30 protein-coding genes and 1 riboswitch are annotated in these 25,612 nt (G+C 63.2%); of the genes, 16 read left to right on the top strand and 14 right to left on the bottom strand.

The window, feature by feature from the left end:
• From yddG to NKH29_RS23480, 4 genes are all read left to right on the top strand, one after another.
• Nucleotides 1–906: an aromatic amino acid exporter YddG gene (yddG, locus tag NKH29_RS23495; RefSeq protein WP_352495629.1), complete on the top strand. Its 906-nt coding sequence runs from the start codon at nt 1–3 to the stop codon at nt 904–906.
• Nucleotides 906–1,574: a lysoplasmalogenase family protein gene (locus NKH29_RS23490; protein WP_352495628.1), complete on the top strand. Its 669-nt coding sequence runs from the start codon at nt 906–908 to the stop codon at nt 1,572–1,574. The genes yddG and NKH29_RS23490 overlap by 1 nt, the downstream gene beginning before the upstream one ends.
• A 181-nt stretch (nt 1,575–1,755) precedes the next feature.
• Nucleotides 1,756–2,118 (top strand): MerR family transcriptional regulator, encoded by a 363-nt coding sequence (locus NKH29_RS23485; RefSeq protein WP_352495627.1) that lies wholly within the window; start codon nt 1,756–1,758, stop codon nt 2,116–2,118.
• The gene (locus NKH29_RS23480; RefSeq protein WP_352495626.1) at nt 2,115–2,714 is read left to right on the top strand and encodes a short chain dehydrogenase; all 600 of its coding nucleotides are present in this window, start codon (nt 2,115–2,117) and stop codon (nt 2,712–2,714) included. Before NKH29_RS23485 ends, NKH29_RS23480 begins: the two co-directional genes overlap by 4 nt.
• Nucleotides 2,715–2,885: 171 nt before the next feature.
• On the opposite strand, the gene NKH29_RS23475 is transcribed toward NKH29_RS23480, so the two are convergent.
• Nucleotides 2,886–3,314, bottom strand: a complete 429-nt coding sequence (locus NKH29_RS23475; protein ID WP_352483497.1) for a cupin domain-containing protein — start codon at nt 3,312–3,314, stop codon at nt 2,886–2,888.
• A 20-nt stretch (nt 3,315–3,334) separates the two neighbouring features.
• A complete protein-coding gene (gene gloB, locus NKH29_RS23470; protein ID WP_353000670.1) occupies nt 3,335–4,102 on the bottom strand; it encodes a hydroxyacylglutathione hydrolase in 768 nt (255 codons plus the stop codon).
• A gap of 98 nt (nt 4,103–4,200) precedes the next feature.
• Here gloB and NKH29_RS23465 point away from each other — a divergent pair, with 98 nt between their 5' ends.
• The 3 genes from NKH29_RS23465 (at nt 4,201) to NKH29_RS23455 (ending at nt 7,817) form a co-directional block, all read left to right on the top strand.
• Nucleotides 4,201–4,971: a class I SAM-dependent methyltransferase gene (locus NKH29_RS23465; RefSeq protein WP_352483498.1), complete on the top strand. Its 771-nt coding sequence runs from the start codon at nt 4,201–4,203 to the stop codon at nt 4,969–4,971.
• A 130-nt stretch (nt 4,972–5,101) separates the two neighbouring features.
• Nucleotides 5,102–6,934, top strand: coding sequence for an ABC transporter ATP-binding protein/permease (locus tag NKH29_RS23460; protein ID WP_023721115.1), 1,833 nt, complete (start codon nt 5,102–5,104; stop codon nt 6,932–6,934).
• Between the two features lie 76 nt (nt 6,935–7,010).
• Nucleotides 7,011–7,817, top strand: a complete 807-nt coding sequence (locus NKH29_RS23455) for a DUF1194 domain-containing protein (RefSeq protein WP_353000668.1) — start codon at nt 7,011–7,013, stop codon at nt 7,815–7,817.
• Nucleotides 7,818–7,835: 18 nt separating this feature from the next.
• On the opposite strand, the gene NKH29_RS23450 is transcribed toward NKH29_RS23455, so the two are convergent.
• The gene (locus tag NKH29_RS23450; RefSeq protein ID WP_353000666.1) at nt 7,836–8,861 is read right to left on the bottom strand and encodes an RNA polymerase subunit sigma-70; all 1,026 of its coding nucleotides are present in this window, start codon (nt 8,859–8,861) and stop codon (nt 7,836–7,838) included.
• A 41-nt stretch (nt 8,862–8,902) separates the two neighbouring features.
• On the bottom strand, nt 8,903–9,649 hold the full coding sequence (locus NKH29_RS23445) for an SDR family NAD(P)-dependent oxidoreductase (protein WP_352641338.1): 747 nt from the start codon (nt 9,647–9,649) through the stop codon (nt 8,903–8,905).
• 235 nt (nt 9,650–9,884) lie between these two features.
• Here NKH29_RS23445 and NKH29_RS23440 point away from each other — a divergent pair, with 235 nt between their 5' ends.
• The gene (locus tag NKH29_RS23440) at nt 9,885–10,205 is read left to right on the top strand and encodes a DUF1330 domain-containing protein (protein ID WP_353000665.1); all 321 of its coding nucleotides are present in this window, start codon (nt 9,885–9,887) and stop codon (nt 10,203–10,205) included.
• Nucleotides 10,206–10,289: 84 nt separating this feature from the next.
• Here the strand turns inward: NKH29_RS23440 and NKH29_RS23435 are convergent, their stop codons facing one another.
• A complete protein-coding gene (locus NKH29_RS23435; protein ID WP_352483502.1) occupies nt 10,290–10,496 on the bottom strand; it encodes a hypothetical protein in 207 nt (68 codons plus the stop codon).
• Between NKH29_RS23435 and NKH29_RS23430 the strand changes: the two genes are divergently transcribed.
• A complete protein-coding gene (locus tag NKH29_RS23430; protein WP_352717297.1) occupies nt 10,495–10,704 on the top strand; it encodes a hypothetical protein in 210 nt (69 codons plus the stop codon). The genes NKH29_RS23435 and NKH29_RS23430 overlap by 2 nt on opposite strands.
• Nucleotides 10,705–10,766: 62 nt before the next feature.
• On the opposite strand, the gene metW is transcribed toward NKH29_RS23430, so the two are convergent.
• Both metW and metX read right to left on the bottom strand, forming a co-directional pair.
• Nucleotides 10,767–11,381 (bottom strand): methionine biosynthesis protein MetW, encoded by a 615-nt coding sequence (metW, locus tag NKH29_RS23425; protein WP_023721109.1) that lies wholly within the window; start codon nt 11,379–11,381, stop codon nt 10,767–10,769.
• Between the two features lie 172 nt (nt 11,382–11,553).
• Nucleotides 11,554–12,723 carry a homoserine O-acetyltransferase MetX gene (metX, locus tag NKH29_RS23420; protein WP_292661143.1) on the bottom strand — a complete coding sequence of 390 codons (1,170 nt, stop codon included), beginning with the start codon at nt 12,721–12,723 and terminating at the stop codon, nt 11,554–11,556.
• A 76-nt stretch (nt 12,724–12,799) separates the two neighbouring features.
• Nucleotides 12,800–12,877, bottom strand: a riboswitch (SAM riboswitch).
• A 138-nt stretch (nt 12,878–13,015) separates the two neighbouring features.
• Here metX and hisC point away from each other — a divergent pair.
• Both hisC and NKH29_RS23410 read left to right on the top strand, forming a co-directional pair.
• Nucleotides 13,016–14,125 (top strand): histidinol-phosphate transaminase, encoded by a 1,110-nt coding sequence (gene hisC, locus NKH29_RS23415; RefSeq protein ID WP_353000663.1) that lies wholly within the window; start codon nt 13,016–13,018, stop codon nt 14,123–14,125.
• A gap of 6 nt (nt 14,126–14,131) precedes the next feature.
• Entirely contained in the window at nt 14,132–15,067 is a 936-nt protein-coding gene (locus NKH29_RS23410; RefSeq protein ID WP_352483504.1) for a prephenate/arogenate dehydrogenase family protein, read from the top strand.
• Between the two features lie 130 nt (nt 15,068–15,197).
• On the opposite strand, the gene NKH29_RS23405 is transcribed toward NKH29_RS23410, so the two are convergent.
• Nucleotides 15,198–16,199 (bottom strand): DUF2125 domain-containing protein, encoded by a 1,002-nt coding sequence (locus NKH29_RS23405; protein WP_353000661.1) that lies wholly within the window; start codon nt 16,197–16,199, stop codon nt 15,198–15,200.
• A 113-nt stretch (nt 16,200–16,312) separates the two neighbouring features.
• Between NKH29_RS23405 and NKH29_RS23400 the strand changes: the two genes are divergently transcribed.
• Nucleotides 16,313–16,846 (top strand): gamma-glutamylcyclotransferase, encoded by a 534-nt coding sequence (locus tag NKH29_RS23400; RefSeq protein ID WP_352483506.1) that lies wholly within the window; start codon nt 16,313–16,315, stop codon nt 16,844–16,846.
• Nucleotides 16,847–16,891: 45 nt separating this feature from the next.
• Here the strand turns inward: NKH29_RS23400 and NKH29_RS23395 are convergent, their stop codons facing one another.
• Nucleotides 16,892–17,872 (bottom strand): quinone oxidoreductase family protein, encoded by a 981-nt coding sequence (locus NKH29_RS23395; RefSeq protein ID WP_353000660.1) that lies wholly within the window; start codon nt 17,870–17,872, stop codon nt 16,892–16,894.
• Nucleotides 17,873–18,191: 319 nt separating this feature from the next.
• Here NKH29_RS23395 and NKH29_RS23390 point away from each other — a divergent pair, with 319 nt between their 5' ends.
• Together NKH29_RS23390 and NKH29_RS23385 are read left to right on the top strand one after the other, a co-directional pair.
• Nucleotides 18,192–19,139, top strand: a complete 948-nt coding sequence (locus NKH29_RS23390; RefSeq protein ID WP_023721101.1) for an aldo/keto reductase — start codon at nt 18,192–18,194, stop codon at nt 19,137–19,139.
• A 76-nt stretch (nt 19,140–19,215) separates the two neighbouring features.
• Nucleotides 19,216–19,836 (top strand): LysE family translocator, encoded by a 621-nt coding sequence (locus tag NKH29_RS23385; protein WP_352917668.1) that lies wholly within the window; start codon nt 19,216–19,218, stop codon nt 19,834–19,836.
• A gap of 27 nt (nt 19,837–19,863) precedes the next feature.
• Here NKH29_RS23385 and NKH29_RS23380 read toward each other — a convergent pair whose 3' ends face one another.
• Nucleotides 19,864–20,664, bottom strand: a complete 801-nt coding sequence (locus NKH29_RS23380; protein WP_023721099.1) for a lysophospholipid acyltransferase family protein — start codon at nt 20,662–20,664, stop codon at nt 19,864–19,866.
• 108 nt (nt 20,665–20,772) lie between these two features.
• A complete protein-coding gene (locus NKH29_RS23375) occupies nt 20,773–21,681 on the bottom strand; it encodes a LysR family transcriptional regulator (protein ID WP_353000658.1) in 909 nt (302 codons plus the stop codon).
• A gap of 134 nt (nt 21,682–21,815) precedes the next feature.
• On the opposite strand from NKH29_RS23375, the gene NKH29_RS23370 reads away from it, so the two are divergent.
• The gene (locus NKH29_RS23370) at nt 21,816–22,436 is read left to right on the top strand and encodes a pyridoxamine 5'-phosphate oxidase family protein (protein WP_353000657.1); all 621 of its coding nucleotides are present in this window, start codon (nt 21,816–21,818) and stop codon (nt 22,434–22,436) included.
• A gap of 16 nt (nt 22,437–22,452) precedes the next feature.
• Here NKH29_RS23370 and NKH29_RS23365 read toward each other — a convergent pair whose 3' ends face one another.
• From NKH29_RS23365 to ftsE, 3 genes are all read right to left on the bottom strand, one after another.
• Nucleotides 22,453–23,217, bottom strand: a complete 765-nt coding sequence (locus NKH29_RS23365) for a YdcF family protein (protein WP_353000655.1) — start codon at nt 23,215–23,217, stop codon at nt 22,453–22,455.
• 88 nt (nt 23,218–23,305) lie between these two features.
• Entirely contained in the window at nt 23,306–24,289 is a 984-nt protein-coding gene (locus NKH29_RS23360) for a cell division protein FtsX (RefSeq protein WP_352495619.1), read from the bottom strand.
• The gene (gene ftsE / locus NKH29_RS23355) at nt 24,282–24,941 is read right to left on the bottom strand and encodes a cell division ATP-binding protein FtsE (RefSeq protein ID WP_023677923.1); all 660 of its coding nucleotides are present in this window, start codon (nt 24,939–24,941) and stop codon (nt 24,282–24,284) included. Before ftsE ends, NKH29_RS23360 begins: the two co-directional genes overlap by 8 nt.
• A gap of 194 nt (nt 24,942–25,135) precedes the next feature.
• Between ftsE and NKH29_RS23350 the strand changes: the two genes are divergently transcribed.
• A complete protein-coding gene (locus NKH29_RS23350; protein WP_352895396.1) occupies nt 25,136–25,468 on the top strand; it encodes a hypothetical protein in 333 nt (110 codons plus the stop codon).
• The last annotated feature ends 144 nt before the right edge of the window (nt 25,469–25,612 follow it).

The following is a 25,612-nucleotide window of genomic DNA, read 5'->3' as shown; positions in this document are numbered from 1 at the left end:
ATGGCGCGCGCAACACTGATCGGCTTCTCCGCGGTCGCCATGTGGGCGCTGCTGGCGCTGTTTACGGATGCTTCGGGTTCGGTGCCGCCGTTCCTGCTTTCGGCAATCACCTTTACGATCGGCACCTGCGTCGGCCTGGTTGCCCGGCTGTTCATGCCGGCAGCCGATGGCGCCGCGAAGATACCGCGCCAAGTCAAAATACCACGCAAAGTCTGGGTGATCGGCATTGCCGGCCTGTTCGGCTACCACTTCTTCTACTTCACCGCGCTGCGCAATGCGCCGGCCGTCGAGGCCAGCCTTATCGCCTATCTGTGGCCGCTGCTGATCGTGCTGGGATCGGCGCTGATGCCTGGCGAGCGGCTGGCCTGGAACCATATCGTCGGCGCGCTGCTCGGCCTTGCCGGCACGGTCCTGATCGTCACCAAGGGCGGCGGACTTGCCTTCGATGCACGTTATGCCTTCGGCTATGCGATGGCCGCCGTCTGTGCCGTGTTGTGGTCGTCCTATTCGCTGTTATCGCGGCGCTTCCCGTCGGTGCCGACCAGCATCGTCACCTGGTTCTGCGCCGCCACGGCGGCACTTTCGCTCGTCTGCCATCTGTTGCTGGAAGAAACGGTGCTGCCCAACGGCGCCGGCCAGTGGCTGGCCGTGCTCGGCCTCGGTCTGATGCCGGTAGGGGCGGCGTTCTATGCCTGGGACATCGGTGTCAAGCGCGGCAACATCCAGGTGCTGGGGGCGGCAAGCTACGCCGCGCCGCTGCTGTCGACACTGGTGCTGATCGCCGCCGGCTTCGCCGAGCCGTCATGGCGCATCCTCGCCGCCTGCGTGCTGATCACCGGCGGCGCGGCACTGGCGGCGAAATCGCTGTTGCTGCGCAAGAGGGCCACGAGCGAGGCAAACGCTTGATGCCGTTTCCCGGCGGCATCGATGCCAATGCCAATGCGACGCTGCTGTTTTCATTGGCGGCGGCGGTGATCTATGCGTTCAGCCTCGGCATGCCGCCGCGTCTTTCGCGGTCGGCGGCAAGGACATTGGCGGTGGCGATGCTGGCGGTGCTGGTCGTGCAGCAGAGCGGCCCATGGCTGCTCGTCGCCGCACTGGGCGTCAGCGCCGTCGGCGACGCCTTCCTGTCGCGCGACGGCGAGAAGGCATTTCTTGGCGGCGCCGCCAGTTTTCTTGCCGCGCATGTGCTTTACGTCGTGCTGTTCCTGCGTGCCGGCGGCGGCCTCGGGCTGCTTTTGGCCGAGCCGTGGCGGGCAGCGATCGTGCTGGCGATGGTCGTGTTGGCGCTGGCGATGGTTTTCGCGCTCCGGCGCCGCGTCGGCCCGGCACTGCGCCTGCCGATAGGCCTTCGTGTGGCGGCAATCCTCGCCATGGGCATTGGCGCGCTTACCCTGAGTAGTGCCTGGGTCATCGGTGGCGTCGCCCTGCTCATATTGTCCGACGGGCTGCTTGCCGCGGAAAAGTTCCTGCTGCCCGCCATCTCGCCGCACCGTGCCTGGATGCGCCATGCGGTCTGGGCGCTGTATTACGCCGGTCAGCTGGCGATCACCCTGGGTTTCGTTTTAGGCTAGGCATGTCGATATTCAGATGATGCCGGCCTGCAAACGGCGAAAGATCCGACGCTTGGTGCCCATGGGCAAGCCTTTGTGACGCAATCCTCGAGGTCGTCAGATCAGAGGGTAAAAATTCTCGCTTGACCTAGAGCTGCTCCAGCTTGGTAGCCTAGCGCACAATCGGCAGGGTAGGCGACACATGCGCATTTCGGAGGCGGCAGCTACAAGCGGACTGGGTATCGACACTATCCGCTATTATGAAAAATTGGGTTTGCTTCCGAAGGTCAGGCGAGGACGTGACGGGAGGCGGGACTTCTCGGCAGAGAATGTCGAATGGCTAATACTCCTGTCCTCGCTGCGCGAGACAGGTATGCCCATGGAGCAGATGCGATACTTTGCGCGGCTTTATCAGCGGGGCAGCGAGACTCTGCCCGAACGGAAAGCGGTTCTTCTTGATCACGCAGCGCATCTGGACAAGCGGCGAGCTGCGTTGGATGGCTGCGCCGAACTCCTTGCCTACAAGCTCAAACGATATGACGAGATGGCAGAAGAAATATCATGAGAATTATTGTCGTCGGCGCGGAAGGTGACATCGGCAAAGCGGTTTGCGACGAGTTGGGTTCCCGCCACGCGATCATCAAGGCCAGCCGCTCTAGTGGCGACTTTCAGGTTGATATGGCTGACCGCGCATCGCTCGATGCCATGTACGCCAAATGTGGCAAAGTGGATGCCGTCATCTCTACCGCAGGCAATGTCCATTTCGGGCCGCTTGGCAAGTACACCGAAGAGACGTTTATGCTTGGCCTGCGCCATAAGGTCATGGGCCAGGTCAATCTGGTGTTGGCAGGGTTGGCCACTGTCAGCGATGGCGGCTCGTTCACACTGACTAGCGGAGTGCTCGACCGCGATCCCATTCGGATGGGAACAGGGGCGGCAACAGCGAACGGCGCGCTCGGCGGTTTTGTCCTTGGTGCGGCGATCGAGATGCCGCGCGGTCTTCGCATCAATGTTGTGAGTCCCGGACTTCTGGACGTGTCCGTGCCGAGATATGGCGAGTGGTTCCCCGGTCACGAGCCCGTTTCGTCGAAACGGGTGGGGCTCGCCTATGCGAAGAGCGTGGAAGGGGCCATCACCGGCCAAGTGATCATCGTCGGGTAGTTTCGCAGAAATCCTAAGTGTTGGGACATATTGGTCGCCCCCTGAATATCAAGGGTAGTTTCCGTTTGCAAAATTTCGGAGGTTCGAGAGTGACTCTTGCGACAACCTGAACGACGGCTTTCCATCCTGAGCGGCTGTTGTCGTTGGGTACCAAGCGTCAGGTCTTCACCACTACGGCGTGCCCGGCAGCCAGCCTGGTTCGGCCAATTCGAAGGCGGCGAAATCGAAGCCCGGCGCCACGGTGCAGCCGACCAGCGTCCATTCGCCGAGGCTGCGTGCCGACTGCCACCAGCCTGCCGGCACGACGATCTGCGGCCGCTCGCCTGCGGCAAGCGCCGTGCCAAGGATCTCCTCGATGACGGGACCGCCTTCTCGATGTATCGACAGCGCCAGCGGCGCACCGTCATAGAAGTGCCAAACCTCGGCCGCGTCCTTGACCCGGTGCCAGGCCGACAATTGGTCCTTCTCCAGAAGGAAATAGATCGCCGTCGAATGGCCGCGCGTGCCTGCCGCGCCGTCGCGAAAGGTTTCGGCATACCAGCCGCCTTCCGGATGCGGCTTCAGGCCGAGCAGGGCGATGATTTCGGCGGAACTGGTCATGCCCTAGCTCCTGGTGCCGCTCAGAAATTGTCCTTGCGCTTGCGGATCTCGGCGAACACTTCGGCGTCGGAGGCCTTTTCCAGGCCGAGATGCCTGCGGATCGCCGGATCGTGCCAGCGCAGGAACGGATTGGTCGACAGTTCCTCGCCGATCGTCGTCGGCAGCGTCGGCTTGCCGTCGGCGCGCAGCGCCTCGATCTTGGCGGCACGCTCTTTCAGCGCCGAATTGGTCGGGTCGACGGTCAGCGCGAAACGGGCGTTGGCCAGCGTATACTCATGTCCGCAATAGACGACCGTCTCGGCCGGCAGCGCTGCGAGCTTTTTCAGGGATTCGTACATCACCGGCGGCTTGCATTCGAGCAGCCGCCCACAGCCGAGCGCAAACAGCGTATCCGCGGCGAATGCCACTTTTGACGTCGGCAGGTGATAGGTGACATGGCCTGCGGTGTGGCCGGGTGTGGCGATGACCTCGATCCGCTCATCGCCGAGGTGGACGACCGAGCCTTGCTCGACGGTTTCGTCGATGCCGGGAATCTTTGCCTTTTCGGCTTCCGGCCCGACGATGCGCAGCTTGAAACGCTCCTTCAGCGCCAGATTGGCCTCGACGTGGTCGAGATGGTGGTGGGTGGTCAGGATCATCGTCGGTGTCCAGCCGGTGCGCTTGATGGCGGCCAGGATCGGCGCCTCTTCTGGTGCGTCGATGAGCGCCGTCTGGCCGCTTTGGGGGTCATGCACCAGCACGCCGAAATTGTCGCTGCGGCACATGAATTGTTCGATCTCGACCGGCATCATATCTCTCCGTTTACAGGCGCAGACATAGGGCGCCTGCCAGCCGATGTCATCTGCCTTTGTTGAACTTGGACTGCTTCGAAGCTACCGTTCCGCCCATGCATTCAGATATTGTCGACCTCCGTTCCTTCTATTCGACCACGCTCGGGCGCCTGGCCGAACGCTCGATCACCATGGCGCTGTCCTCGCTATGGGCTGTTGTGCCCAACGAGCGGCTGGTCGGCCTCGGCTACACCTTGCCATGGCTGGAGCGCTTCGGCAGCGATGCCGAGCGCGTCTTTGCCTTCATGCCGGCGACGCAGGGCGCGGTGGTCTGGCCGGCGACGGGGCCGACGGCGACCGCCCTGGTCTTCGACGAGGAGCTGCCGCTGGTCGATTCCTGTATCGACCGCATGCTGCTCGTCCATTCGCTCGAACATGTCGAGAACCCGCGCGAGACGCTGAACGAGATCTGGCGGGTGCTGTCGCCGGCCGGCCGTGTCGTCATCGTCGTGCCCAACCGGCGCGGCGTCTGGGCGCGCTTCGAGCATACGCCTTTCGGCAATGGCCGGCCGTTCTCGCGCGGCCAGCTGACCGAATTGCTGCGCGAAGCGAATTTCACGCCGGCGGCGTGGTCCGATGCGCTGTTCTTTCCGCCGTCGCCGCGACGTTTCATGATGCAGTTCCACAATGTGCTGGAGCGTGCCGGCCGGCGCTTCTGGCCGATCTTTTCGGGCGTCATCGTTGTCGAGGCGCAGAAGCGGCTCTATCAGGGCGTCCCGGTGGCGCAGCGCGCCTCCCGCCGCGTCTTCGTGCCGGTTCTCTCGCCGCATGGCGCGCCGACGCTTGGCCGGCTGTCGGGGGCCGAACGTCCGGCGTCGCCAGGATGACGCGTTCGTGATCCGACGCAGGCTTTTTCTCACCTATCTGTCGCGGACGGGTTCGCTGCCCGATTGAAGGCATATGCGGTCGATCCTATGACCGGGGTTTAGCACCGCTTCCGAATGCAAGGATCCACTCATGGCTGATCATCCGGATGTCGAGCCCAGCGCCCAGAAGCTTGCCACGTCGATCGAAGCCAGCAGCCTGCGTGAGCAGCTGGCAACAATCAAATTGGCGCTGACCACCTCGCCAGTGCGAAAACAATTGCTTTGGGCAGCGATCGGCATCGTCGCCGTCATCGTGGCGAGCTCGATCGGGCAGGTTCTGCTCAATCGCTGGAACCAGCCTTTCTACGACGCGCTGGCGCGGCGCGACATGCCGGCTTTCCTGCATCAGCTTCTGGTCTTCGCCGGCATCGCCGGCGGGCTTGTGGTGCTCAATGTCAGCCAGACCTGGCTCGACCAGATGCTTCGCCTGAAGCTGCGCGAGGCGCTGACGCTCGACCTGATCGGCGAATGGATGCGGCCGGCGCGTGCCTTCCGGCTGACCCATGCCGGCGCCATCGGCGTCAATCCCGACCAGCGCCTGCAGCAGGATGCCGGGCATCTCTCCGACCTTTCGACCGGTCTCGGCATCGGCCTGCTGCAGTCCTGCATCCTGCTTGCCTCGTTCGTTGGCGTCTTGTGGTCGCTGTCTTCCGGCTTCGTCTTCCACATAGGCGGCCATTCGCTGGCCATACCCGGTTACATGGTCTGGGCGGCGATCCTCTATGCGGGCACAGCTTCGTGGTTGAGCTGGCTGGTCGGGCGGCCGCTGATCCGCTTCAACAACGATCGCTATACGCGTGAGGCGGAACTGCGCTCCTCGGTGGTTCGCGTCAACGAGAATGTCGATGCCATCGCGCTTGCGCATGGCGAGGCCGATGCCAGGCGCCGGCTCGAATTCGACCTTGGCATGGTGCTGGGCGCCATGCGGCGCATCTACAGCGCCCAGATCAATCTTTCCTGGGTAACCGACACCTATGGCTGGATCACTGTCGTCGCGCCGATCCTCGTCGCTTCCCCGGTCTATTTTGCCGGCGATATCAGCTTTGGCGGCTTGATGATGGCGGTCGGCGCCTTCAACCAGGTCCATTCCTCGCTGCGCTGGTTCATCAACAATATCGGCGGCATCGCCGATTGGCGCGCCACGCTGATGCGGGTCGCCGACTTCCGCATCGCGCTCGGCGACACCGACGCGCTGCACGATACGGAAAGGCGCATTTCGTTCGGCGAAAATCCCGACGGCAGCCTGACATTCGAGAAGCTCGAGATTGCCTCGCCGGACGGATGCACCAAGCTTGCCGAGCCGCATGTCGAAATCCGCGCCGGCGACCGCGTCATGATCACCGGAGATCCGGGCGCCGGCAAGACGCTTTTCTTCCGCGCCATTGCCGGTCTGTGGCCATGGGGCAGCGGCCGGATCGGCATGCCGGCCGGAGAAGCGCCGATCTTCGTTCCGCGTACTCCCTATTTCCCGCTCGGCAGGCTGCGCGAGGTGCTCAACCATTCAGACGGCGCGGCGGAGGCGAGCGATGCCGAGATTTCGGAGGTGCTGGCCGATGTCGGGCTGCAACGCCTGTCGTCCTCGCTCGATCACTCGGCGCGCTGGGAGCGTGAGCTCAGCGACGACGAGCAGCGTCTGCTGGCCTTTGCCAGGCTCGCCTTGCGACGGCCGAAATGGGTGATCATCGACGAGGCGCTGGACGCGTTCGACGGCGCGACGCTGAGGCAAGTGCTGTCGATGCTGGACAAGCGCCTTCCCGACGCCGCGATCCTCAATATCGGCCGCGGCCAGCACAATACCCGCTTCTTCCCGCGAGCGTTGACCATCGTCAAGGATGCCGGCCAACCGCCCCTCAAGCCGGCCCGTGTCAGGGCAGGCGCCATCGAACCGCCCCCGATTATCGCCTCGGCTCGCCGAAAGAAATAGAAGCCAAGCTTTATTTCGCCGCGATCGCGGCGAAAAACTATCGCGATCGTTTCAGATGGGAACGTTCCGATCGGCCATGCTTGACGCTCTCGCCCTGCTCGCCTGCCTTGCCTGTGCCCCGGCAGCACCTGTGGCCGCGCCCGCCAATGCCATTGCCGTCGACGTCGAGCTGGTGCTGGCCGTCGACATCTCGCAGTCGATGGATGAAAGGGAGTTTGCCCTGCAGCGCGCCGGCTATGTCGCGGCGCTGCGCCATCCCGACTTCATCAATGCCGTGCGTGCCGGCTCTTCCGGCCGCATCGCCATCGCCTATTTCGAATGGGCCGGCACCATCCGCGACGATGCGGTCATTGCCTGGCACGTCATCGACAGCAAGGAGAGCGCCAACGCTTTCGCCGACAAGATCGCGGCCCGCCCGTTCAGGAGCTTCCGCGGCACCTCGATTTCCGGTGCCGTGGCCTTCGGCGCCGAGCTTTTCGATGGCACGGCCTTCGTGGCCAAACGCCGCGTCATCGACGTCTCTGGCGATGGCCCAAACAACACCGGCTTGCCGGTCACAACGGCACGCGATGCGGCGCTGGCGAAGGGCATCGTCATCAACGGGTTGCCGATCCTGATCAGCCCGTCACCGACCTTCAGCCATCTCGACCGGTATTATGCCGAATGCGTCACCGGCGGACCGGGCTCGTTCGTGCTACCGATCTACGCGGTTTCCGAATTCGCCACCGCCACTCGCCGCAAACTGATCCTCGAGGTCAGCGGCGTCGAGTATCCCAAGGAGGATCCGAGGACGATCCGCACCGACGCACCGATCGACTGCCTGCAAGGCGAGCGCGACCGGCGGTTTTTCTCCGACCCGTATTTCCCGGAACTCGACCGGTAAGGCTTGCTAGGGGGTAAGCTAGGCCGGTGGCAGACCGAAGGCCGGGAACAGGCTGGGGCCGAGCGGCCCTATGAAGATCGTCAAGGAAGCGATCCCGCCCTCGGCTGGCTCGAACACATGCAGGGAATGGGCCCGCCACGCCGGGTCATCGTGGCTGCGGGAATAGACCCCGACCGCCGGTTGGCCATTGGCCGCGGTGGCCAGCGTGCGGAAGCCGCCGAACCTCGGCCAGACGGTCTCGAAGAAACCGCGGATCGCTTCGCGGCCTTGATACCATTCGCGCCAAGGCGGCATGGTATAGATGGCGTCCTCACGCAGGAGCTCGATCAAACCTTCGAGATTGGCGGCCTGCCAGGCCTGCATGTAACGTTCGAGCAGCAGGCCTTCTTCGGCGTTGGGCCGTGATCGGCTGGCCGGCCGTCCGCCAGGATAGCGCGCCGTCAGCGTTGCGCGGGCGCGCTGCAACGCGCTGTTGATCGAAGCCGTCGATCCGCCCAGCAAACGCGCCGTCTCGACGGCCGACCATCCCAGGACGTCGGCAAGCAGCAGCGCGGCGCGCTGCCTGGGCGGCAGATCCTGGATAGCGGCGACGAAGGCGAGCTGGACGGCCTCGCGGCTCTCGTAACGGGCTTCCGGACCTGGCTCGCTGCCGGCAATGTCTGGAAGCTCGGCGTCGGGGTAGGGCTCCAGCCACGCGACGTCAGCTACGGGCCCGCCTATGGCCGCCCCGTGCGACGGCGGCCGTCCGGGTTCCCGGAGAATGCGACGCGCCCTCGACCTCGCCTTGATGGCGTTAAGGCAAGCATTGGTCGCGATCATATAGAGCCAACCGCGAACCGAACCCCGCCCGTCGAACTCCGACCTTGCGCGCCAGGCGCGAAGCAACGTGTCCTGGACGAGGTCGTCGGCCTCGTGCAGCGAACCCATCATGCGATAGCAATGCAGCTTGAGCTCGCGGCGATGCGCGGCCGTGACCTTCTCGAAGGCCAGCCGATCGAGGATCGGCTGGCGTGCCGGTTCCAGAGGTGGTTGAGCGTCTGTCATGCTACTTTCGGGTTCCGGGTCAGGTTTGCATTACGCGCGCCTCAGGCGGCCGGGGCAAGCCCGCTCCCGCTCACCATGAAGGAACTGCCTTGCGGCTGGCCGGTGGCGAGTGCGACCACCGCCCGTCCGACATCGGCCGGCGTCTGCATGTCGGTCATGGCGGCGATGAAGTCCGCCGGCTGGATGCCCATATAGGCCGCGATGCTATCGACGCCGGCCTTGCCCACGCCGGTCTCCGGCATGATCCGCATCGGCGCGAGCGCCATGAAGCGCAGGCCGAGGCCAAGCCGGTCCGACTCCTTCTGGCTATGACCGGCCAGGAACATCTGCATGCGTTTTGCGCCGGCATAGCCGCCGGCATTGGGTGGTCCGCCGGTCAAGGCCGCGCCGCTGGAGATCAGAACGATCCGGGTTCCCGGCTTGAGCGGACGGCGCAGAGCGGCCCGGCAAAACAGGAACGACGCCTTGACGTCGGTGTCCCAATTTGCCGAGAAGGCCTTCCAGTTCTGTTCATGCACCGGCGCGGAAGGGGCCAGCGCACCTGCGCAGATCACCAGCACGTCCGGCTCAAGCGCGGCGAAGACCTTAGCGGGGGCGGAGTCCACCGTCGCATCGATCGCGAGCGTCTTCACGCCGGAGACCTCCCAGGCAAATTGCGCCAGGGCCTGTTTTCCGCGGGCGACCGCCAGCACCGTCGCTTTCTCCTTGAGGGCGACCTCCGCAATGGAGCGGCCGACACCCCGGCTGCCTCCGACGACGACGACATTCTGATTTTGCAACGATCCCATGGATCACCTCTCTGTTCCCGGCCGCCGGACCATCCAGGCGCGCTCATCGATAAGGACAGCGCAGGTGGGCGGAAATCATCGGTGCCAGGCAGAAATATCTTTCAGGTGACGGCAGCGGCGCGCCAGTTTTGTATTCGGTGTCATTACCTCGGGGGTAATCGACCAGCGCGCAACGTCCCGGCAAACTGCTCCCATCAAGCCGGTTGTCCGGCTTTCGACCACAAGGAGTTACACCATGACCGCCTACGCCGTCGCCCATATGCGCCAGGTCACGCCGGGGCCGCAGATCGTCGAGTACCTGCAGAAGATCGATGCCACGCTTGAGCCGTTTGGCGGGCGCTTCATTGTGCATGGCAGCGAGGTGGACGTGGTTGAAAACAATTGGCCGGGGCACCTCGTCATGATCGAGTTTCCAGACATGCAGCAGGCGCGCGGATGGTACCGCTCGCCCGCCTATCAGGAGATCTTGCCGCTGCGCACCGAGAATTCTCAGTCCGATGTGGTCCTTGTCGACGGCGTTGCGCATCCGCACAAGGCCACCGACGTACTTGAATAGGGCAATGATCGGCTACGATCGGCTTCTATGGCGCCGCCATCTGTCCGGCGACACTGAATTTGGATCGCGTCTGCATCGGCAGCTTCACCGCCCCTGCAGCACCTTGATCGCGTTGGACATGTCGCCGTGCGACAATGCAGCCAGATAATCCGAGTAGTTGATCCTCCCGTTCGCGAAGCCGTTCATCAATCGCGTGCAGAACGTGTGTTCCAATCCGGCGTCCGGGACGTTCATGAGCGCGGCGAGGTTTGCCCTTTCAACCTTGCCGAACCGCATCTTGAACTTGGTCATGCACCGCTGGATCGCCTGCCGCTTCAGCGCCGGGCTGCCGCTCAACGCGACTTGTCCATTCTGGAAATCGGTCTTCGATGTCGTACACCCAGAAATCAAAGTGGCCGATATCAAAGCTGTTGCTAATACTAGCGTCTTCATTGCTTCCCCCAAACCAACCCATTTGAGACCTGTTAAAGCAACAAAGAATGCTGGGCAACTTCATTGAATGGAAAACTGAAAATATGGTTTTTTGCGGAGGTCGGAGGTTCGTTGCTTCTGCCTGTTAACCTATCGTTTCAGCAGAAATACCGCCTGCTGGCCGAAAAAGTTCCAGAACCACCACGGCATCGAGAAGCCGATCCGCTGGCCGTTGGCGTCGAGCGCGGTTGCCTTTTCTACCGTCGCGCCCAGCTCGTCGCATAGATTGACGAAATCGCGAATGGTGCAGAAATGGATGTTGGGGGTGTCGTACCAGTAATAGGGCAGGTCCTTGGTCACCGGCATGCGGCCGTTGAAGAGCAGCGAAAAGCGTACCCGCCAGTGGCCGAAATTGGGGAATGAGACGATGGCGCGGTTGCCGATCCGGAGCAGTTCGTCGAGCACCAGCTTCGGATTGCGGGTCGCCTGCAAGGTCTGCGACAAGACGACAAAGTCGAAGCCCTTGTCGGGATAGAATTGGAGGTCCTTGTCGGCATCGCCTTGAATGACCGACAGGCCGCGCGCCACGCATTCGTTGACGCCGCGCTGCGACAGTTCCAGCCCGCGGCCGTCGACCTTCTTGGTCGCCTGCAGCAATTCGAGCAGCAGGCCGTCGCCGGAACCGACGTCCAGCACCCGCGACTGCGGCGGGATGAGATCGGCGACGACTTCGAGGTCGACGCGCTGGGCGCGGTTGACGCTCATTGGCTCGGCTCCTGCCTGGCGCATGGTCCTGATCCGAAAAGTCTGCAACTTTTCGGGGCCATGCGCTGATGCCTGGCGCATGATCCTGATCCGAAAAGTCTGCAACTTTTCAGGGTCATGCGCTGATGCCTGGCACATGGTCCTGATCCGAAAAGCGTGCAACTTTTCGAGGTCATGCGCCGAGCCCTCTAGCCCGGGCCGCCGAGGCGATGAAGCCTTTGATGGCGGCGAACAGTTCCGGCTCGTCGAGCAGGAAGGCGTCGTGGCCGCGGTCGGTCTCGATTTCGACGAACGATACCGAGGCGCCGGCCGCGTTCAGCGCGTGAACGACCGAGCGGCTCTCCTCGGTCGGGAACAGCCAGTCGCTGGTGAAGGAGACCAGGCAAAAACGGGTCTTGGTGCCGGCGAAGGCATCGGCCAGCCGGCCGCCATGGTCGGCGGCGAGATCGAAATAGTCCATCGCCCGGGTCATGTAGAGATAGGAGTTGGCATCGAAGCGATCGACGAAGGTCATGCCCTGATGGCGCAGATAGCTCTCGATCTGGAAGTCGGCATCGAAGCCGAAGGTCAACGCTTCGCGGTCCTGCAGGTTGCGGCCGAACTTGCGGTGCAGCGCTGCTTCCGACAGATAAGTGATGTGGGCGGCCATGCGCGCCACCGCCAGCCCCTTTTCCGGTCGCTTGCCGTGCTCGAAATATTTGCCGCCATGCCAGTCGGGGTCGGCCATCACCGCTTGCCTGCCGACCTCGTGGAAAGCGATGTTCTGCGAGGAATGGCGGGCGCCGGTGGCGATCGGCAGGGCCGAGAAGACGCGCTCGGGATAGCTGGAGGCCCATTGCAGCACCTGCATGCCGCCCATCGAGCCGCCCAGCACGCTGAACAGCTGTTCGATGCCGAAATGCTCGACCAGCATCAGCTGCGCCCGCACCATGTCGCGGATGGTGATGATCGGCAGGTCGAGTCCGTAAGGCTTGGCGGTTGCGGGATTTGTCGAGGCGGGGCCGGTGGAACCGAGGCAGCCGCCGATGACGTTGGACGAGATGACGAAGAAACGGTCGGTATCGATGATCTTGCCGGGGCCGATCAGCACTTCCCACCAGCCCGGCTTGCCGGTCACCGGATTGGTGTTGGCGACATGCTGGTCGCCGGTCAGCGCATGGCAGACGAGGATGGCGTTGGAGCGCGCGTCGTTGAGCGTGCCATAGGTCTGGTAGGCGATCTGGAACGGCGACAGCAGCGTGCCGGCGTCGAGCTTGAGCGGCTTGTCGGCGCCGAAACGCAACACTGGGCTCGACGGCTGGTCGGCCTCGTTGTTGGTTTTTCGAGCGCGCAAAGCGACCATCACATCTCCTTGCCCGGGCTTTAGTTGTCCACCGGTCTGGGCAACAAAAAACCGGCCATGCCTTCGCAAAGCCGGTTACAAGATGCAAACGGCCCTTTAGCAAGTTGTTTAACGTGGCTGCAAGCCGACCGGCCAAATCACCACGGAACTGTCGATGCTCTTCTAGGACTGACGCATGGCTTCGTCAACGGCAAGTTCTTGATCCCGAATTGCCGCCCCTCGACATTCCTGGCCACGGCTTGTATTTCCGCTGCGGCCTCCGGATGGAGGCATCCTCGACGGATTTCATGGAATGAGCCAGACACCGGATCAGACACGTCCAACGCCCCGCGCCGGCATCATGGACATCGAAGCCTATGTGCCCGGCAAGAGCGCGGCGCCGGAAGGTGTCGCCAAAGTCTACAAACTGTCGGCGAACGAGAACCCGCTCGGTCCTTCGCCAAAGGCGATAGAGGCGGCGCGCGCGGTCGCCGACAAGCTCGCGGTCTATCCCGACGGCAGCGCCAGGCGCCTGCGGGAGGCGATCGCCGACGTGCACGGGCTCAATCCGGCGAACATCGTCTGCTCCAACGGTTCCGACGAGATCCTGGGCCTGCTTGCGCAGACCTACCTCGCGCCCGGCGATGAAGCCATCATCACCGAACACGGCTTCATGGTCTACAAGATCTACATCCAGTCGGCCGGTGCCGTCCCGGTAACGGTCAAGGAGACTGATGAACGCGCCGACATCGATGCGATCCTCGCCGCGGTGACGCCGCGTACCAGGATCATCTTCCTTGCCAATCCGAACAACCCGACCGGCACTTACGTGCCGTTCCAGGAGGTGCGCCGCCTGCATGCGGGCCTGCCGCGAAACGTGCTTCTGGTGCTGGATGCCGCCTACGCCGAATATGTCCGGCGCAACGACTATGAAGCTGGCGTCGAGTTGGTGGGCAGCGCGGAAAACGTAGTCATGACCCGCACTTTCTCGAAATTGGGCCTCGGTGGCGCGAGGATCGGCTGGATCTATGCGCCAACGCACGTCATCGACGCGATCAACCGCGTGCGCGGGCCCTTCAACGTCAATGCGACGGCGATCGAGGCAGGCATCGCGGCGATCCGCGACCGGGCTCATATCGAGCGCAGCGTCGCGCATAACGAGACCTGGCTGGCCTGGCTGAGCGAGCAATTGACCGGGCTCGGGCTGCGGGTGACCCCGAGCGTCGGCAATTTCATCCTGATCCACTTTCCCGAGGACAAAAAGCATTCGGCGGCGGCCGCCGACGACTACCTCAGTGCGCGCGGCTACATATTGCGGCGCGTTTCCGCCTACGGTTTTCCCAACGCGCTGCGCATGAGCATCGGCACCGAAGAGGCTAATCGCGGCGTTGTCGCAGCACTCGCGACATTCCTGAAAAGCTAGGGCACCATGACCTCACCGATGTTCGAAAAGATCGCGCTGGTCGGCATCGGCCTGATCGGTTCGTCGCTGGCCCGCGTCATCCGCCGCGAGGGACTTGCCGGCCAAGTCGCCATTTCGACGCGCAGCGAAGCGACGCTGGAGCGGGCGAGCCAACTCGGCCTTGGCGACACCTACACGACAGATGCGAAAGAAGCGGTTCGCGATGCCGATCTGGTCATCGTTTCGGTGCCGGTCGGCTCTTCAGGCACGGTCGCCCAGGAGATCGCACCGGCGCTGAAGAAGGGCGCCATCCTCACCGATGTCGGCTCGACCAAGGCATCGGTGATCGCGCAGATGCAGCCGCATGTGCCTGATGGCGTGCACTTCATCCCCGGCCATCCTTTGGCCGGCACCGAAAAATCGGGACCGGATGCCGGTTTTGCCGAACTGTTCGAGAACCGCTGGTGCATTTTCACGCCGCTGGCCGGCACCGATCCCGTGGCGCTGGAAAAGCTCTCGGAATTCTGGCGCCGCTGCGGCTCCAACATCGACACGATGGACCCGCAGCATCACGACATGACGCTGGCCATCGTTTCGCACCTGCCGCACATCATCGCCTATAACATCGTCGGTACCGCCGACGATTTGGAGTCGGTGACCAAGTCCGAGGTCATCAAATACTCGGCTTCCGGCTTTCGCGACTTCACCCGTCTCGCGGCGTCCGACCCGACCATGTGGCGCGACGTCTGCCTGCACAACAAGGACGCCATCCTCGAAATGCTGGCGCGGTTCTCGGAAGATCTATCCTCGCTGCAGCGGGCGATCCGCTGGGGCGACGGCGAAAAGCTGTTCGACCTGTTCACCCGCACCCGCGCTGTCCGCCGCTCGATTATCGAGGCCGGCCAGGACATCGACGTACCGGATTTCGGCCGCCAGGCAGTCGAACACCCGCCGAAGGGATAAGCCGCGGCAAGCCGATCGCAGGCCGTACCGCCCCAGAACGGTTCATCGTTTCACGGAAACGCCGAACCGGTCTATCTTTTTGTTTGACGCAATCCGGACGGAAAACCGTTCACAATTTCCTGGAATTGCTCTAGTCGAGCGGCTTGATCTTGCCGAGCGGGATGAAGCCGAGCGAGGCCTTGCCCTTGACGATCTTCAGCGGCATCGACGGTGCGTTGCCGAGCAGCGCCAGTCCGGCGAAGCCGGTCTGGATTTCTTTCTTCTGCTCGGGGATGGCGGTGGCGAGGATTGCCGCCACGGCCTTCGGATCATTGAGCTTGATCATCAGGTCGGCATTTATGAGACCATCATTGTCGACCGACAGCGGTCCGGAAACGGTGATGCGCGCAGTTCCGGACGACAGATCGAGCTCGCGGATTTCGACCGCCTGGCCGCGCAGGCTCTTCGGATTTGCCTTGATCAGCGTCACACCGTTCTTCAATGTCACGTCGCCGCTGCCGTCGAGTGGCGGCAAGACGCGCCCGCCGATGGCCTCTGCGTCGATTTCGAGATCGGTGAAATTGCCGGCATAGTCGATGTCCGGGCCGTTTGGGCGCAATTGTCCGGTGGCGGTTCCGGCGCTGAACAGCGAGACAGGATCGGTGTCGTCCGCCGGATCGGTCTGGCCGGACAGGCCTTCTGCCTGCAGCGAGAGGCGCCCCGGCAGCGGCCAGGACAGCTTCATGTCGGCCCGCAGATCATCCCAGTCGATCCACAGCGGCGTCATGCCGGGAACAGAGGTCCTGAGCGGCCCCCTGAACTCGGCGGCAGGCGACAGAAGCCGCGTGATCTGCGTGGCGGCGTTGATTTTGCCTGTCGATGCAGCGACGTTGCGGCTGTCGTCCTCGTAAGCCAGACTGTCGCAGGAAAGGGTGAAGGTGAAGGGATAGCCGCTGACCGCAAGATTGGCGCAGTCGGCCTTGATGCCGTTGTCGTCGAGATCGGCGACCGCCTTTTCGGTTGCGCTCTCGACCAGATCCGCCAGGTAGAACCAGCCGGCGCTGTAGATGCCGAACAGCACGAGGATGAAAGCGGCAAGCCACAACAGGCGGCGACGTTGGCTGGGCGGCGGGCGCTCGTCACTTGACGTCATGCTGCGGCTTTCGTTAACGCGGGTGACACGGGCGGGCTGTCGCTTTCGGCAACAACAGGTAGACGGACTGAAACACCACCGGTGGGGTGGTTCGTCACAATCAGCTTGGCGATATGGGCGATTTTTGGGTTTTTGGCTACGGCTCACTGATCTGGCGGCCGGGATTCGCACATGTCGAGACGCGGCGTGCCCGCCTGCATGGCTATCGCCGTTCGCTCTGCGTCTATTCTTTCGTGCATCGCGGCTCGCGCGAACGGCCGGGCCTGGTGCTCGGCCTCGACCGCGGCGGCTCCTGCATCGGGCTGGCGTTCCGGGTTCCAGGCGAGCTGCGCAACGAGGTCATCACCTATCTGCGCGAACGCGAGCTGGTCACCAACGTCTATCTCGAGCGTGTGCTCAGCGTTCGCCTCGACAAGCGTGAAACGGATGGGGGCGAGACGGTCGAAGCCATCGCCTATGTCGTGGACCGCAGCCATGAGCAATATGCCGGTGCGCTCGACGCCGCCGAGGCAGCAGCCGTCGTTCGCGGCGCCGTCGGCCAGTCGGGGAGGAATGAGGATTACGTGCTCAGCACGCTGGAGCACCTCGAAGCACTGGGTATAAGCGATCGCTGGCTGGAAGAGGTGACAAGACGGGTCGCGACGTAGCTTCTTTGGTCGTTGACCATGATGCTTGCGGCGTCGTGGTCCGGGCTACATCCTGAAAATCTGTTTGCCAAGATCGGCGCGATCCAGGCTGTTTGCCACGGCGAGCTTGAACTCGGTCAACGGGCGGAGACCGCCGACAGGAACGTGGAAGCCGGGCTGGCCGAAGATGTCGATGATCTCGCGTAGCACAGGTCGGTCGGCTTCGACCGGCGGCGAAAAGAAGTAGCGATAGATATTCGCCCTGATCTCGACGCCGCTCAGCAACACATCGAAATTGTGAAGTTCGAAGCGCTCGGCACTCATGCCGCCATTGATCACCATCTGCCCGCCGAGCGCCAGGGTGCGGATCAATTCGCCGCTGACAGGTCCGCCGACATTGTCGATAATCCCGTTCAATCCGGCGCCACCGGTGATATCCATCACAGCTTCCCGGATACCTGCCTTCAAGTCCGAAAGGTCAAGAATGGCGGCGACGCCAAGCGTCTTCAGATCGAAGCTTTGGTGCGAGCGCCGCACCAGAGCGATGACGTTGATGCCGCGTCGTTGGGCGAACTGCATCACCATTGTCGAAATCGACGAATAGCCGGCCGTGACAGCCAACCACTGGCCAGGCCGCACACGGGAATCCACCATCAGATCCCACGCGGTAATGGGGTTCACCATCTGCCCGGCGCGTTCGACCGGATAGCCGGCAGGCAACGGGATCAGCCATTCGGCGGGAATGGCCGCGTACTCGGCCCAACTGCCATAATAGCTGAATGCGACGAGCGTGCCCGGTTCCAGCAAAACGTTCGCGCCAACGGCTTCGGCGATGCCGGCGCCATGGTTTCCCGCGATCTGCTGGGGAAAATGCGGCTTCTTCGGTTCGGGATAGAGGTTCTGGATAAACAGGAAGTCGCCCGGATTGATCGAGGCCGAGACCATCCTGACCAGCACCTCGCCATCGCCGATCCGCGGCATCGGCAGGTCGTCAACGTAGAGCACGTCGCGCGGCGAGCCGATGGCGTCAAATACAATTGCTTTCATGCCGGTCTCCATAACAAACGATCCGGGGCAAACAGTCTGGGCTTGGCCAGACCGTGCCGAAATTTGCGTCGGCGCCGCGGAACTTATGGCTGGCCGGCAAAGGCCAGAATTGGCAGATTTGACAATCTATGTGCTAAACTTGCCAATTTCCTCAGAGGGGCTGGTTTGGAAGCCGGACACGGCGCGGCGGGTCGCGGTTTTGTGAAGCGCCAGCGGGTTGGAAAAGAGGCTATGCGTTTGACGTTGCCATGGCGCGACATAGGTTAGCCCGGTCGGCGGCTCCCACCCGCCCCAGCATGAATCACCATGGAGATCAGCCTTGCAGAAACGTCGTCTCGGTCGCACCGACCTATCCATCGCGCCATTGGTTCTGGGCGGCAATGTGTTCGGCTGGACCGCCGATGAGAAAACCTCGTTCGACTTGCTCGACCGCTTTGTCGACGCCGGTCTCAACGCCATCGACACGGCCGATTCCTATTCGCGCTGGATTGCCGGCCACCAGGGCGGCGAATCCGAAACCATCATCGGCAAATGGATGAAGAGCCGCGGCAACCGCGACAGGGTTGTCGTCATCACCAAGGTCGGTTCGGACATGGGGCAGGGCAAAAGGGATCTGTCCGCCGCCTATATCGAAAAGGCCATTGATGCCTCGCTGAAGCGGCTGCAGGTCGATACCGTCGATCTCTATCTGTCGCACTGGCCCGACCCTGCGACCCCGTATGAGGAAACGCTCGGTGCTTACCAGAAACTGCTCGACAAGGGCAAAATCCGCTATGCCGGCGCTTCCAACCTCGACGCCGCCCAATTGCGCGCCGCACTCGACGTAGCAAGCCTGCGCGGCCTGCCGCGCTACGAGGTGCTGCAGCCGGAATACAACCTCTACGACCGCTCGTTCTTCGATGGTCCGCTGCGTGATCTGTGCGTGGCCGAGGACATCGGCGTCATCACCTATTTCAGCCTCGCCAAAGGGTTTTTGAGCGGCAAGTACCGCAGCGAAGCCGATCTCGGCAAAAGCCCGCGCGGCGGCGGTGTGAAAGGGTATCTCAACGCGCGTGGCATGCGCATTCTCTCAGCGCTCGACGCCGTGTCGGCCAGACATTCGGCCAAGCCGGCGGAAGCGGCGCTGGCCTGGGTCATGGCGCGCCCCGGCGTCACCGCTCCGATCGCCAGCGCGACGACGCTCGGCCAGCTCGACAGCCTGGTGCGTGCGGCGTCGTTGCAGCTCAGTCCGGACGATATCGCCGAGCTCGACAAGGCCAGCGCATAGCCGCGCACGATCGTTCAAGACCCGCACCGCTGCCTTGCCTACCGTCCTACATCGTCACAGGATGCCGGGACGCCGCATGGCCGGACAGGTTCTTCTCGATCAGCAGCTATGGCAGCAATTGCTGGCGCTTGTGCTGGCATCGGCCATCGTCATGGGCAGCCCGGGGCCGGCGACGATAAGCGTCACCGCGGTCGGCGCCGCGTTCGGCCTGCGGGATTCGCTCCGCTATGCCTCGGGGATCGTTGTTGGCACGATCCTCGTGCTCGTGGTGGTGGCGACGGGCATCATGGCCGTTCTCGCCGCGTTGCCGAAGCTCGCGGCGCTGCTGGCGGTCGCCTCGGCAGCCTACATCCTTTACCTGGCGTTCAAGATAGCGACGGCGCCGCCACTGACGGCACGCGTCCGTGGAGCGGCGCTTCCCACTTTCCTTGGCGGGTTTCTTCTGGCTGTTGCCAACCCGAAAGCCTATGTGGCGATTGCCGCCGTGTTCGCCAGCGCGTCTTCCGGCGCCGGCGGTCTCGGTATTTCAGCCAAGCTGGGGGTTCTCACCTTGATGATCGTTGCCATTCATCTCTTGTGGCTTCTCGCCGGCGCAGCCTTTGCACGTTTGCTGCGCAAACCGCTGGCTTCGCGGATCATCAATCTGGTGTTTGCCGTGACGCTGGTTGCAACAGCCGCCCTGGCTGCCCTGCCGTGAGCCCTTGTGGCATCTGAGGCCGTTGCCTCAGCCTTTCAATTCAGGTTTCGCGTCCAGCTCACCAAGCCTTTTCACCGCAGTCGGCGGCATCGGCGGCGGGTTCGGCGTTTGCGACGCCTCGACGAGGAGCTGGTCGCAGGCGGCCTCCGTCTCGCCGATCAGCCGTTGCATGAATTCGTCCTTGCCGAGGCCGGGCGGGATCGGCGACAGGAAGCGCGCCTTGATCGTGCCGGGATAGCGCAGGAATTTGCGGCGCGGCCAATAGAGGCCGGCGACGTGAGCGACCGGCACCACCGGAATGCCAAGTTGCGCGTAGAGTTCGACGATGCCGTATTTGTAGACCGGCTCGTCGCCCGGCGCCCGGCGCGTGCCCTCGGGATAGATGATGAGCTGGCGGGGATTGCGCGCCAATTCCTGTTTGGTCGCGGCGATCACCATCTTCAATGCCTTCGAGCGGCTGCCGCGGTCGACCGGAATCATCCGCATCTTCAAGATGTACCAGCCGAAGAACGGGATCCAGGTCAGCTCCCGCTTCAATATGTAAACGGGATCGTCGAGGAACGGCAGGAAAGCGATCGTGTCCCAGAAGGACTGGTGCTTCGGCGCCAGGATGAAGGAGCCTTCAGGCAGGTTCTCCTGGCCGGTGATCTCGCTTCTGGTGCCGGCGATCTTGTCGTAGAGCCACATGCTGGTGCGCGACCAGAATTTCGGCACGAACCAGGCGCGGTGGCGCGGCGACAGGAAATAATACGGGGTCCAGAGGATCATCTGGACGATCAGATTGAGGTAAAAGGCGAGATTGAACGCCAGCGAGCGGAAATAGAGCATACAGCAAGTGCCCGGTGAGGAGGTGTGCGTTGGTTACACCAAGCGCCGGCAAAAAGGAAACGGTGCGAGGCGGGCGATCGGCCCGGTTTTGCGGTAGGCCGTCCTTCGTCACGCCTGCCACGCCGCCTGCAGCAGGCGCTGCTTCAGGCGTGGGGCGGCGAAGTCGAGGAACGCGCGCAGCTTCACCGGCAGCAGCCCTTGGCCGGCGTGGACGAGGCTCACCGGCCATGGCTCGGGCTCGAACTCCTGCAGCACGGGGCGCAGCGTACCCGACCGAACCGCGGCGGCGATCTGGTAGGAAAGCAGCCTCGTCACGCCGACGCCAGCAATCGCCGCATCGATTGCCGCCTCAGCGGTGTTGACCCGTAACCTGGAGCGGACCGGTACGGTGAATTCGGCCTTGCCGGTGGCGAAACTCCAGGCGGAGGCGTTGAGCCCTTCGAAGGTGATCGCACTGTGTGCTGCAAGCTCTTGCGGCGTTTTCGGCGTGCCGTGCTCGGCGAGATAGGCCGGGCTCGCGCAAACGACGCGGCGGATCGAACCCAGGCGGATGGCGACCAGGCTCGAATCGGCAAGGGCGCCGATGCGGATGGCGAGATCGATGTGCTCTTCGACCAACTGGGTTATCCGGTCGGCGAGTGTCAGCCGCACACTTACGTCGGGGTAGGCGGCGAGAAAGGCGGTGACGACCGGCAGCACATGCAGGCGGCCGAAGACGATCGGCGCGGTGACGATCAGTTCGCCGGTCGGGGCGCTGTACTCGCCGGCGGCTATTCGCTCGGCCTCGCCGACCTCGTCGAGAATGCGACGACAGGCGGCGAGATAGGCGTGGCCGGCATCGGTCAGCGACAGCTGCCGCGCCGAGCGGTTCAACAGCCGTGTCTTCAGGTGCCTTTCCAGGTCCGAAACCTTGCGGCTGACCGTCGTCAGCGGAATGCCGAAGCGACGCCCGGCAGCCGAAAGGCTGCCTGTCTCCGCCGCGGCAACGAAAAGCGACATGGAGTGGAGGCGATCCATAACTTTCCCGAAAAAATTGGCCCTTCCGAAGAATGGAAGGACGCATCGCAGATATGGCATCTGCTTCTCGAAGATGGAAGTATCTACTTTTCGGTGAGTAATGCAGCGTAGCTCGGCAGTTGAGGAGGGTCTTCATGAACGCTCACACCAGCGATGTTGCCTTCACACCGACGGTGAAGGCGATCCAAGCCCGCAAGGGCTCGCGCCAGGCCTATGCCCGTGTTGAGGAGCGTGGTGGCTGGCAGGCGGCAATCACGCCCGATCTCGCCGCCTTCATCGAGGCGCAGACCAGCGTCTTCCTGTCGACCGCCAATGCTGACGGGCAGCCTTACATCCAGCATCGCGGCGGGCCTGCCGGTTTCCTCAAGGTGCTCGACGAACGGACGATCGGCTTTGCCGATTTTTCCGGCAACAGGCAGTTCATCACCCAAGGCAATCTCAGCGACAACCCACAGGCTTTCCTGTTCCTCATCGATTATGCCCACCGGCAGCGCATCAAGATCTGGGGCACAGCGCAGGTCGTCGAGGGCGATGCCGAACTGATGGCAAAGCTGATGCCGCAAGACTACAAAGCGCGACCCGAACAGGTCATCCTGTTTACCGTTTCTGCCTGGGATTCCAATTGCTCACAGCACATCCCGCAGCGTTTCGAAGCGGCCGATGTGGCGGCGGCTCTGGCCGAACGCGACAGGCGTATAGAACGGCTTGAGCAGGAGATCACGCGCTTGCGCTCGGGTGCAACAGCCAGGGAATAAAAACTGCCGGTGCCGTTCAGTTTCCGCCCGCGGCGTCGGCCAGCGTGACGCTGTTGGGCGGTGGCTTCACCGGCATGATGCCACGCGCCAGCGCCAGCAGGTATTTGCTGTATTCGGTGAACAGCACGCGCAGCGCTTCCGGCTTGGTCAGCCAGCCGCCATTCCCGAGGTTGGTGTTGACCACCGGATAGGGTTCAAGCCTGGCGCCGCGTAGCAGCCGGCCCATTTCCAGCAGGCTGCGCGGCATGTGATAATTGTTGGTGACGAGGATGACCGTGCCGTAGGCATGGTCCTCGACCCATTTGGCGCTTTCCTCGGCATTGCCGATCGTGTCGAGCGCGGCGCGGTCGATGTCTACGCAGCAGGAAAACAGCCTCTTGTCGCCGCCGGTCGCGGCTTGAAGCTGGCGGCGGCTGGCGGAAGGATGGACGCCGCTGATCAGAAGCCGCTCGCCCTTGCCGGACGCAAGCAGGCCCATCGCGGCGTCGAGGCGCGACTGACCGCCGGTCAGCACGATGATAGCGTCGGCCCTTGCCGGATCGGCGGGCGTCGTCAGACGGCTGACGGTGTTGGCGAACCAGCCGAAGCCGGCGACAAACAGCGCCACAAGGGCGAGCAGAACGAGGGCCGAAAGTCGCAAGGAGCGGGCTGCCAGCAGCCGCCCGTGTTTGGCGAACTGATCCGGCTTGGCAAATTCATCAGGCCCGGCGAATTCATGCGGACGCGCAACCAGCACTGGCATGCACCCAGCGGTATCGGTCGAGTCCCGAACGTCCATCATGAAATGGTTAACCCCGAAATACGGCCTTTGGTAGGAAAAAAATGCAATTTTCGTGACGATGCGTTTTCATCCGTGATCGATCTTTCCTTTAGCCGGCGTCCGGCTGGCGAATGTCGATGTCGCTGAGATAGGTAACCACGGTGAAATGGGAGGTTGCCGCGGTCAGCGCGCCGATCACCAGCACCATGACAGCGACCCCGAGATAACCCGCCGAGCCGATGGCGAAATTGCCGAACAGGGCGGTCGCCTGGTCGGCCTGCGGCGTTGCCATGTTGCGTGACGACCACCAGGAGAAGACGATGAAGACGAGGATTGCCGCGGCGCCGCCCGCCGCGGCGCCCTTCATGCCGGTGACCAGAAAATGCCGGCGGAATTCGCGCGCGATGAAGCGCGCCTCGGCGCCGACGAAATGCAGCACCTCGATGATGTGGCCGTTGCCGGCCATGGCGCCGCGCGTCGCGAATACCACGGTCAGCACCGTCGCCGACAGCATCAGTGCCAGCACTGCGATACCGATCGTTACCGTGGTGCGGGCCATGGCAACCAGCCGGTCGACCCAGGTGCGATGATCGTCGAGCGAGGCACTCGGCAGCTTCGGCGTGATCGCCGCGCGCAGTGCGGCGAAATCGGGCGGACTGTTCTCGTCGATGGTGATGATGATCAGACGCGGCACCGGCAGCTCATCGATGTTCAGGCCCGAGCCCAACCAAGGCTCGAGCAGCCGGGCCGTCGCTTCGCGGTCGACGATCCTGGCGCTTTTCACGCCGGGGAATTCGCCGGCGATCTGCGAGGCCAGCGCAAGTGCGGCCTCCATGTCGAGGCCGTCGACCGGCTTGATCTGGATGGTCGCCTCGCGCGAGATCTGGTTCTCCCAGACCGAGGCGGTGTCACGCACCAGCGTGACTGCGCCAAACGTCAGGCAGGACAGAAACGTCATGATGGCGATGACCAGCACCAGCGCCCGGCCGGCGATGTTCTGCGCCGGCACGATCGGCGCCATCTTGCGCTGGACGCGGGGCTTGGCCGCCGCGGCGTCGTGACCCTCGAAATGTTCGACGGAGAGCTCAGTCATAGATGTCCAGCCTTCCGCCGGCCAGGATCATGCGCCGTGCGTCGACCTGTTCCATCAGGCCGAGGTCGTGCGTGGCGATCACCACGGCAGTGCCCAGCCGGTTGAGCTCGATGAACAGCCGCAGCAGGCGTCGCGCCAGTGGTGGATCGACATTGCCCGTCGGCTCGTCGGCGAGCAGGATCTCGGGCTGCTCGATCAACGCCCGGGCGATCGCTGCGCGCTGTTTCTCGCCGCCTGACAGCACCGGCGGCAGCACATGCATGCGTTCGCCGAGGCCGACCCATTTCAGCAGCTCGGTGACGTCGGTGCGGTAGGTCGCCTCCTCGCGGCCGCGCACGCGCAGCGGCAAGGCCACGTTCTCGTAGGTGGTCATATGGTCGAGCAGGCGAAAATCCTGGAACACCACGCCGATGCGGCGTCTCAGATGCGGCAATTCGGTGCGCGAGATGCGCGAGCGGTCCTTGCCGAAGATGGTGATCAGGCCGCGCGTCGGCTTCAGCGACATGAACAGAAGCCGCAGCAACGTCGTCTTGCCGGCGCCTGAAGGTCCGCTCAGGAACTGAAAGGAGCGCTCCGGAATGTGCAAGGAGATGTCGCGGAGGATCTCCGGACCCATGCCATAGCGGAGGCCGACATTTTCGAAGCGGATCACTTTCGACGACCTGAAATTCTCGGCGGCAAGATGCCAGCCCTTTCTGTGGAAAGACCATCGGCCGGCATGGTTAACCGACGGTTAATTTGGGGGCTTTTCAAACGAGTCACAGGGGTTCCGGTGGGGAAGCGTTAACCATTTCCGTTTACCCAAAAGAAACGAACAGCGAACAGGTGCCGTAGTGTTGGGCCACGATGGCTGACGATCGAACCGCGCGCCCGGTTTCCGGCGAAATCATGACCGATCCGGCCGCCGAGCCGGAACGCATCATGCGCGACGTGACCGCCGACGTCATCGATGCCGATTATGAGGTGCTGCCCCGCCATTTTACGAGTCCAGACTTTGCACCGCCGCCTGCGCGCATGATTTCTACGCCTTCGATCGAAGGCATGGACATGTTGCGCAAGCCCGAAACCGCCGTCGAACGGCCGTTGTGGGTGCACGGTGGGCCGATCTTCTGGATTGCCGGCGTCGGTGCCGCCTTTGCCGCCTTCTGGATTTCGGGCGGCCATGCGCTGGTTCGTTAGAACGGCACCAGAAAATCAACAGGTCACCAGATAAACGATTCGCGACGCGCTGGAGACCGTTCGCGGCGCCCTGCCAAAGTTTGGCCTTGCCAGACGGCTCGACATGCCTAGAAACGGGGTTGAAGACCGTTTTCGGTCAGCTTC

It is taken from the genome of Mesorhizobium sp. M1295 (assembly GCF_040318135.1).
In the GTDB taxonomy this organism is placed as follows: domain Bacteria; phylum Pseudomonadota; class Alphaproteobacteria; order Rhizobiales; family Rhizobiaceae; genus Mesorhizobium.
The sequence above is the reverse complement of the archived record's forward strand: the minus strand, read 5'-3'. Positions and strand labels throughout refer to the sequence as shown.

Bases quoted from the DNA above. Each gene is read 5' to 3' on its own strand.
- yddG (WP_352495629.1), top strand. From the start codon at position 1: ATGGCGCGCGCAACACTGATCGGCTTCTCCGCGGTCGCCATGTGGGCG.
- NKH29_RS23490 (WP_352495628.1), top strand. From the start codon at position 906: ATGCCGTTTCCCGGCGGCATCGATGCCAATGCCAATGCGACGCTGCTG.
- NKH29_RS23485 (WP_352495627.1), top strand. From the start codon at position 1,756: ATGCGCATTTCGGAGGCGGCAGCTACAAGCGGACTGGGTATCGACACT.
- NKH29_RS23480 (WP_352495626.1), top strand. From the start codon at position 2,115: ATGAGAATTATTGTCGTCGGCGCGGAAGGTGACATCGGCAAAGCGGTT.
- NKH29_RS23475 (WP_352483497.1), bottom strand. From the start codon at position 3,314: ATGACCAGTTCCGCCGAAATCATCGCCCTGCTCGGCCTGAAGCCGCAT.
- gloB (WP_353000670.1), bottom strand. From the start codon at position 4,102: ATGCCGGTCGAGATCGAACAATTCATGTGCCGCAGCGACAATTTCGGC.
- NKH29_RS23465 (WP_352483498.1), top strand. From the start codon at position 4,201: ATGCATTCAGATATTGTCGACCTCCGTTCCTTCTATTCGACCACGCTC.
- NKH29_RS23460 (WP_023721115.1), top strand. From the start codon at position 5,102: ATGGCTGATCATCCGGATGTCGAGCCCAGCGCCCAGAAGCTTGCCACG.
- NKH29_RS23455 (WP_353000668.1), top strand. From the start codon at position 7,011: ATGCTTGACGCTCTCGCCCTGCTCGCCTGCCTTGCCTGTGCCCCGGCA.
- NKH29_RS23450 (WP_353000666.1), bottom strand. From the start codon at position 8,861: ATGACAGACGCTCAACCACCTCTGGAACCGGCACGCCAGCCGATCCTC.
- NKH29_RS23445 (WP_352641338.1), bottom strand. From the start codon at position 9,649: ATGGGATCGTTGCAAAATCAGAATGTCGTCGTCGTCGGAGGCAGCCGG.
- NKH29_RS23440 (WP_353000665.1), top strand. From the start codon at position 9,885: ATGACCGCCTACGCCGTCGCCCATATGCGCCAGGTCACGCCGGGGCCG.
- NKH29_RS23430 (WP_352717297.1), top strand. From the start codon at position 10,495: ATGCACCGCTGGATCGCCTGCCGCTTCAGCGCCGGGCTGCCGCTCAAC.
- NKH29_RS23435 (WP_352483502.1), bottom strand. From the start codon at position 10,496: ATGACCAAGTTCAAGATGCGGTTCGGCAAGGTTGAAAGGGCAAACCTC.
- metW (WP_023721109.1), bottom strand. From the start codon at position 11,381: ATGAGCGTCAACCGCGCCCAGCGCGTCGACCTCGAAGTCGTCGCCGAT.
- metX (WP_292661143.1), bottom strand. From the start codon at position 12,723: ATGGTCGCTTTGCGCGCTCGAAAAACCAACAACGAGGCCGACCAGCCG.
- hisC (WP_353000663.1), top strand. From the start codon at position 13,016: ATGAGCCAGACACCGGATCAGACACGTCCAACGCCCCGCGCCGGCATC.
- NKH29_RS23410 (WP_352483504.1), top strand. From the start codon at position 14,132: ATGACCTCACCGATGTTCGAAAAGATCGCGCTGGTCGGCATCGGCCTG.
- NKH29_RS23405 (WP_353000661.1), bottom strand. From the start codon at position 16,199: ATGACGTCAAGTGACGAGCGCCCGCCGCCCAGCCAACGTCGCCGCCTG.
- NKH29_RS23400 (WP_352483506.1), top strand. From the start codon at position 16,313: ATGGGCGATTTTTGGGTTTTTGGCTACGGCTCACTGATCTGGCGGCCG.
- NKH29_RS23395 (WP_353000660.1), bottom strand. From the start codon at position 17,872: ATGAAAGCAATTGTATTTGACGCCATCGGCTCGCCGCGCGACGTGCTC.
- NKH29_RS23385 (WP_352917668.1), top strand. From the start codon at position 19,216: ATGGCCGGACAGGTTCTTCTCGATCAGCAGCTATGGCAGCAATTGCTG.
- NKH29_RS23380 (WP_023721099.1), bottom strand. From the start codon at position 20,664: ATGCTCTATTTCCGCTCGCTGGCGTTCAATCTCGCCTTTTACCTCAAT.
- NKH29_RS23375 (WP_353000658.1), bottom strand. From the start codon at position 21,681: ATGGATCGCCTCCACTCCATGTCGCTTTTCGTTGCCGCGGCGGAGACA.
- NKH29_RS23370 (WP_353000657.1), top strand. From the start codon at position 21,816: ATGAACGCTCACACCAGCGATGTTGCCTTCACACCGACGGTGAAGGCG.
- NKH29_RS23365 (WP_353000655.1), bottom strand. From the start codon at position 23,217: ATGATGGACGTTCGGGACTCGACCGATACCGCTGGGTGCATGCCAGTG.
- NKH29_RS23360 (WP_352495619.1), bottom strand. From the start codon at position 24,289: ATGACTGAGCTCTCCGTCGAACATTTCGAGGGTCACGACGCCGCGGCG.
- NKH29_RS23350 (WP_352895396.1), top strand. From the start codon at position 25,136: ATGGCTGACGATCGAACCGCGCGCCCGGTTTCCGGCGAAATCATGACC.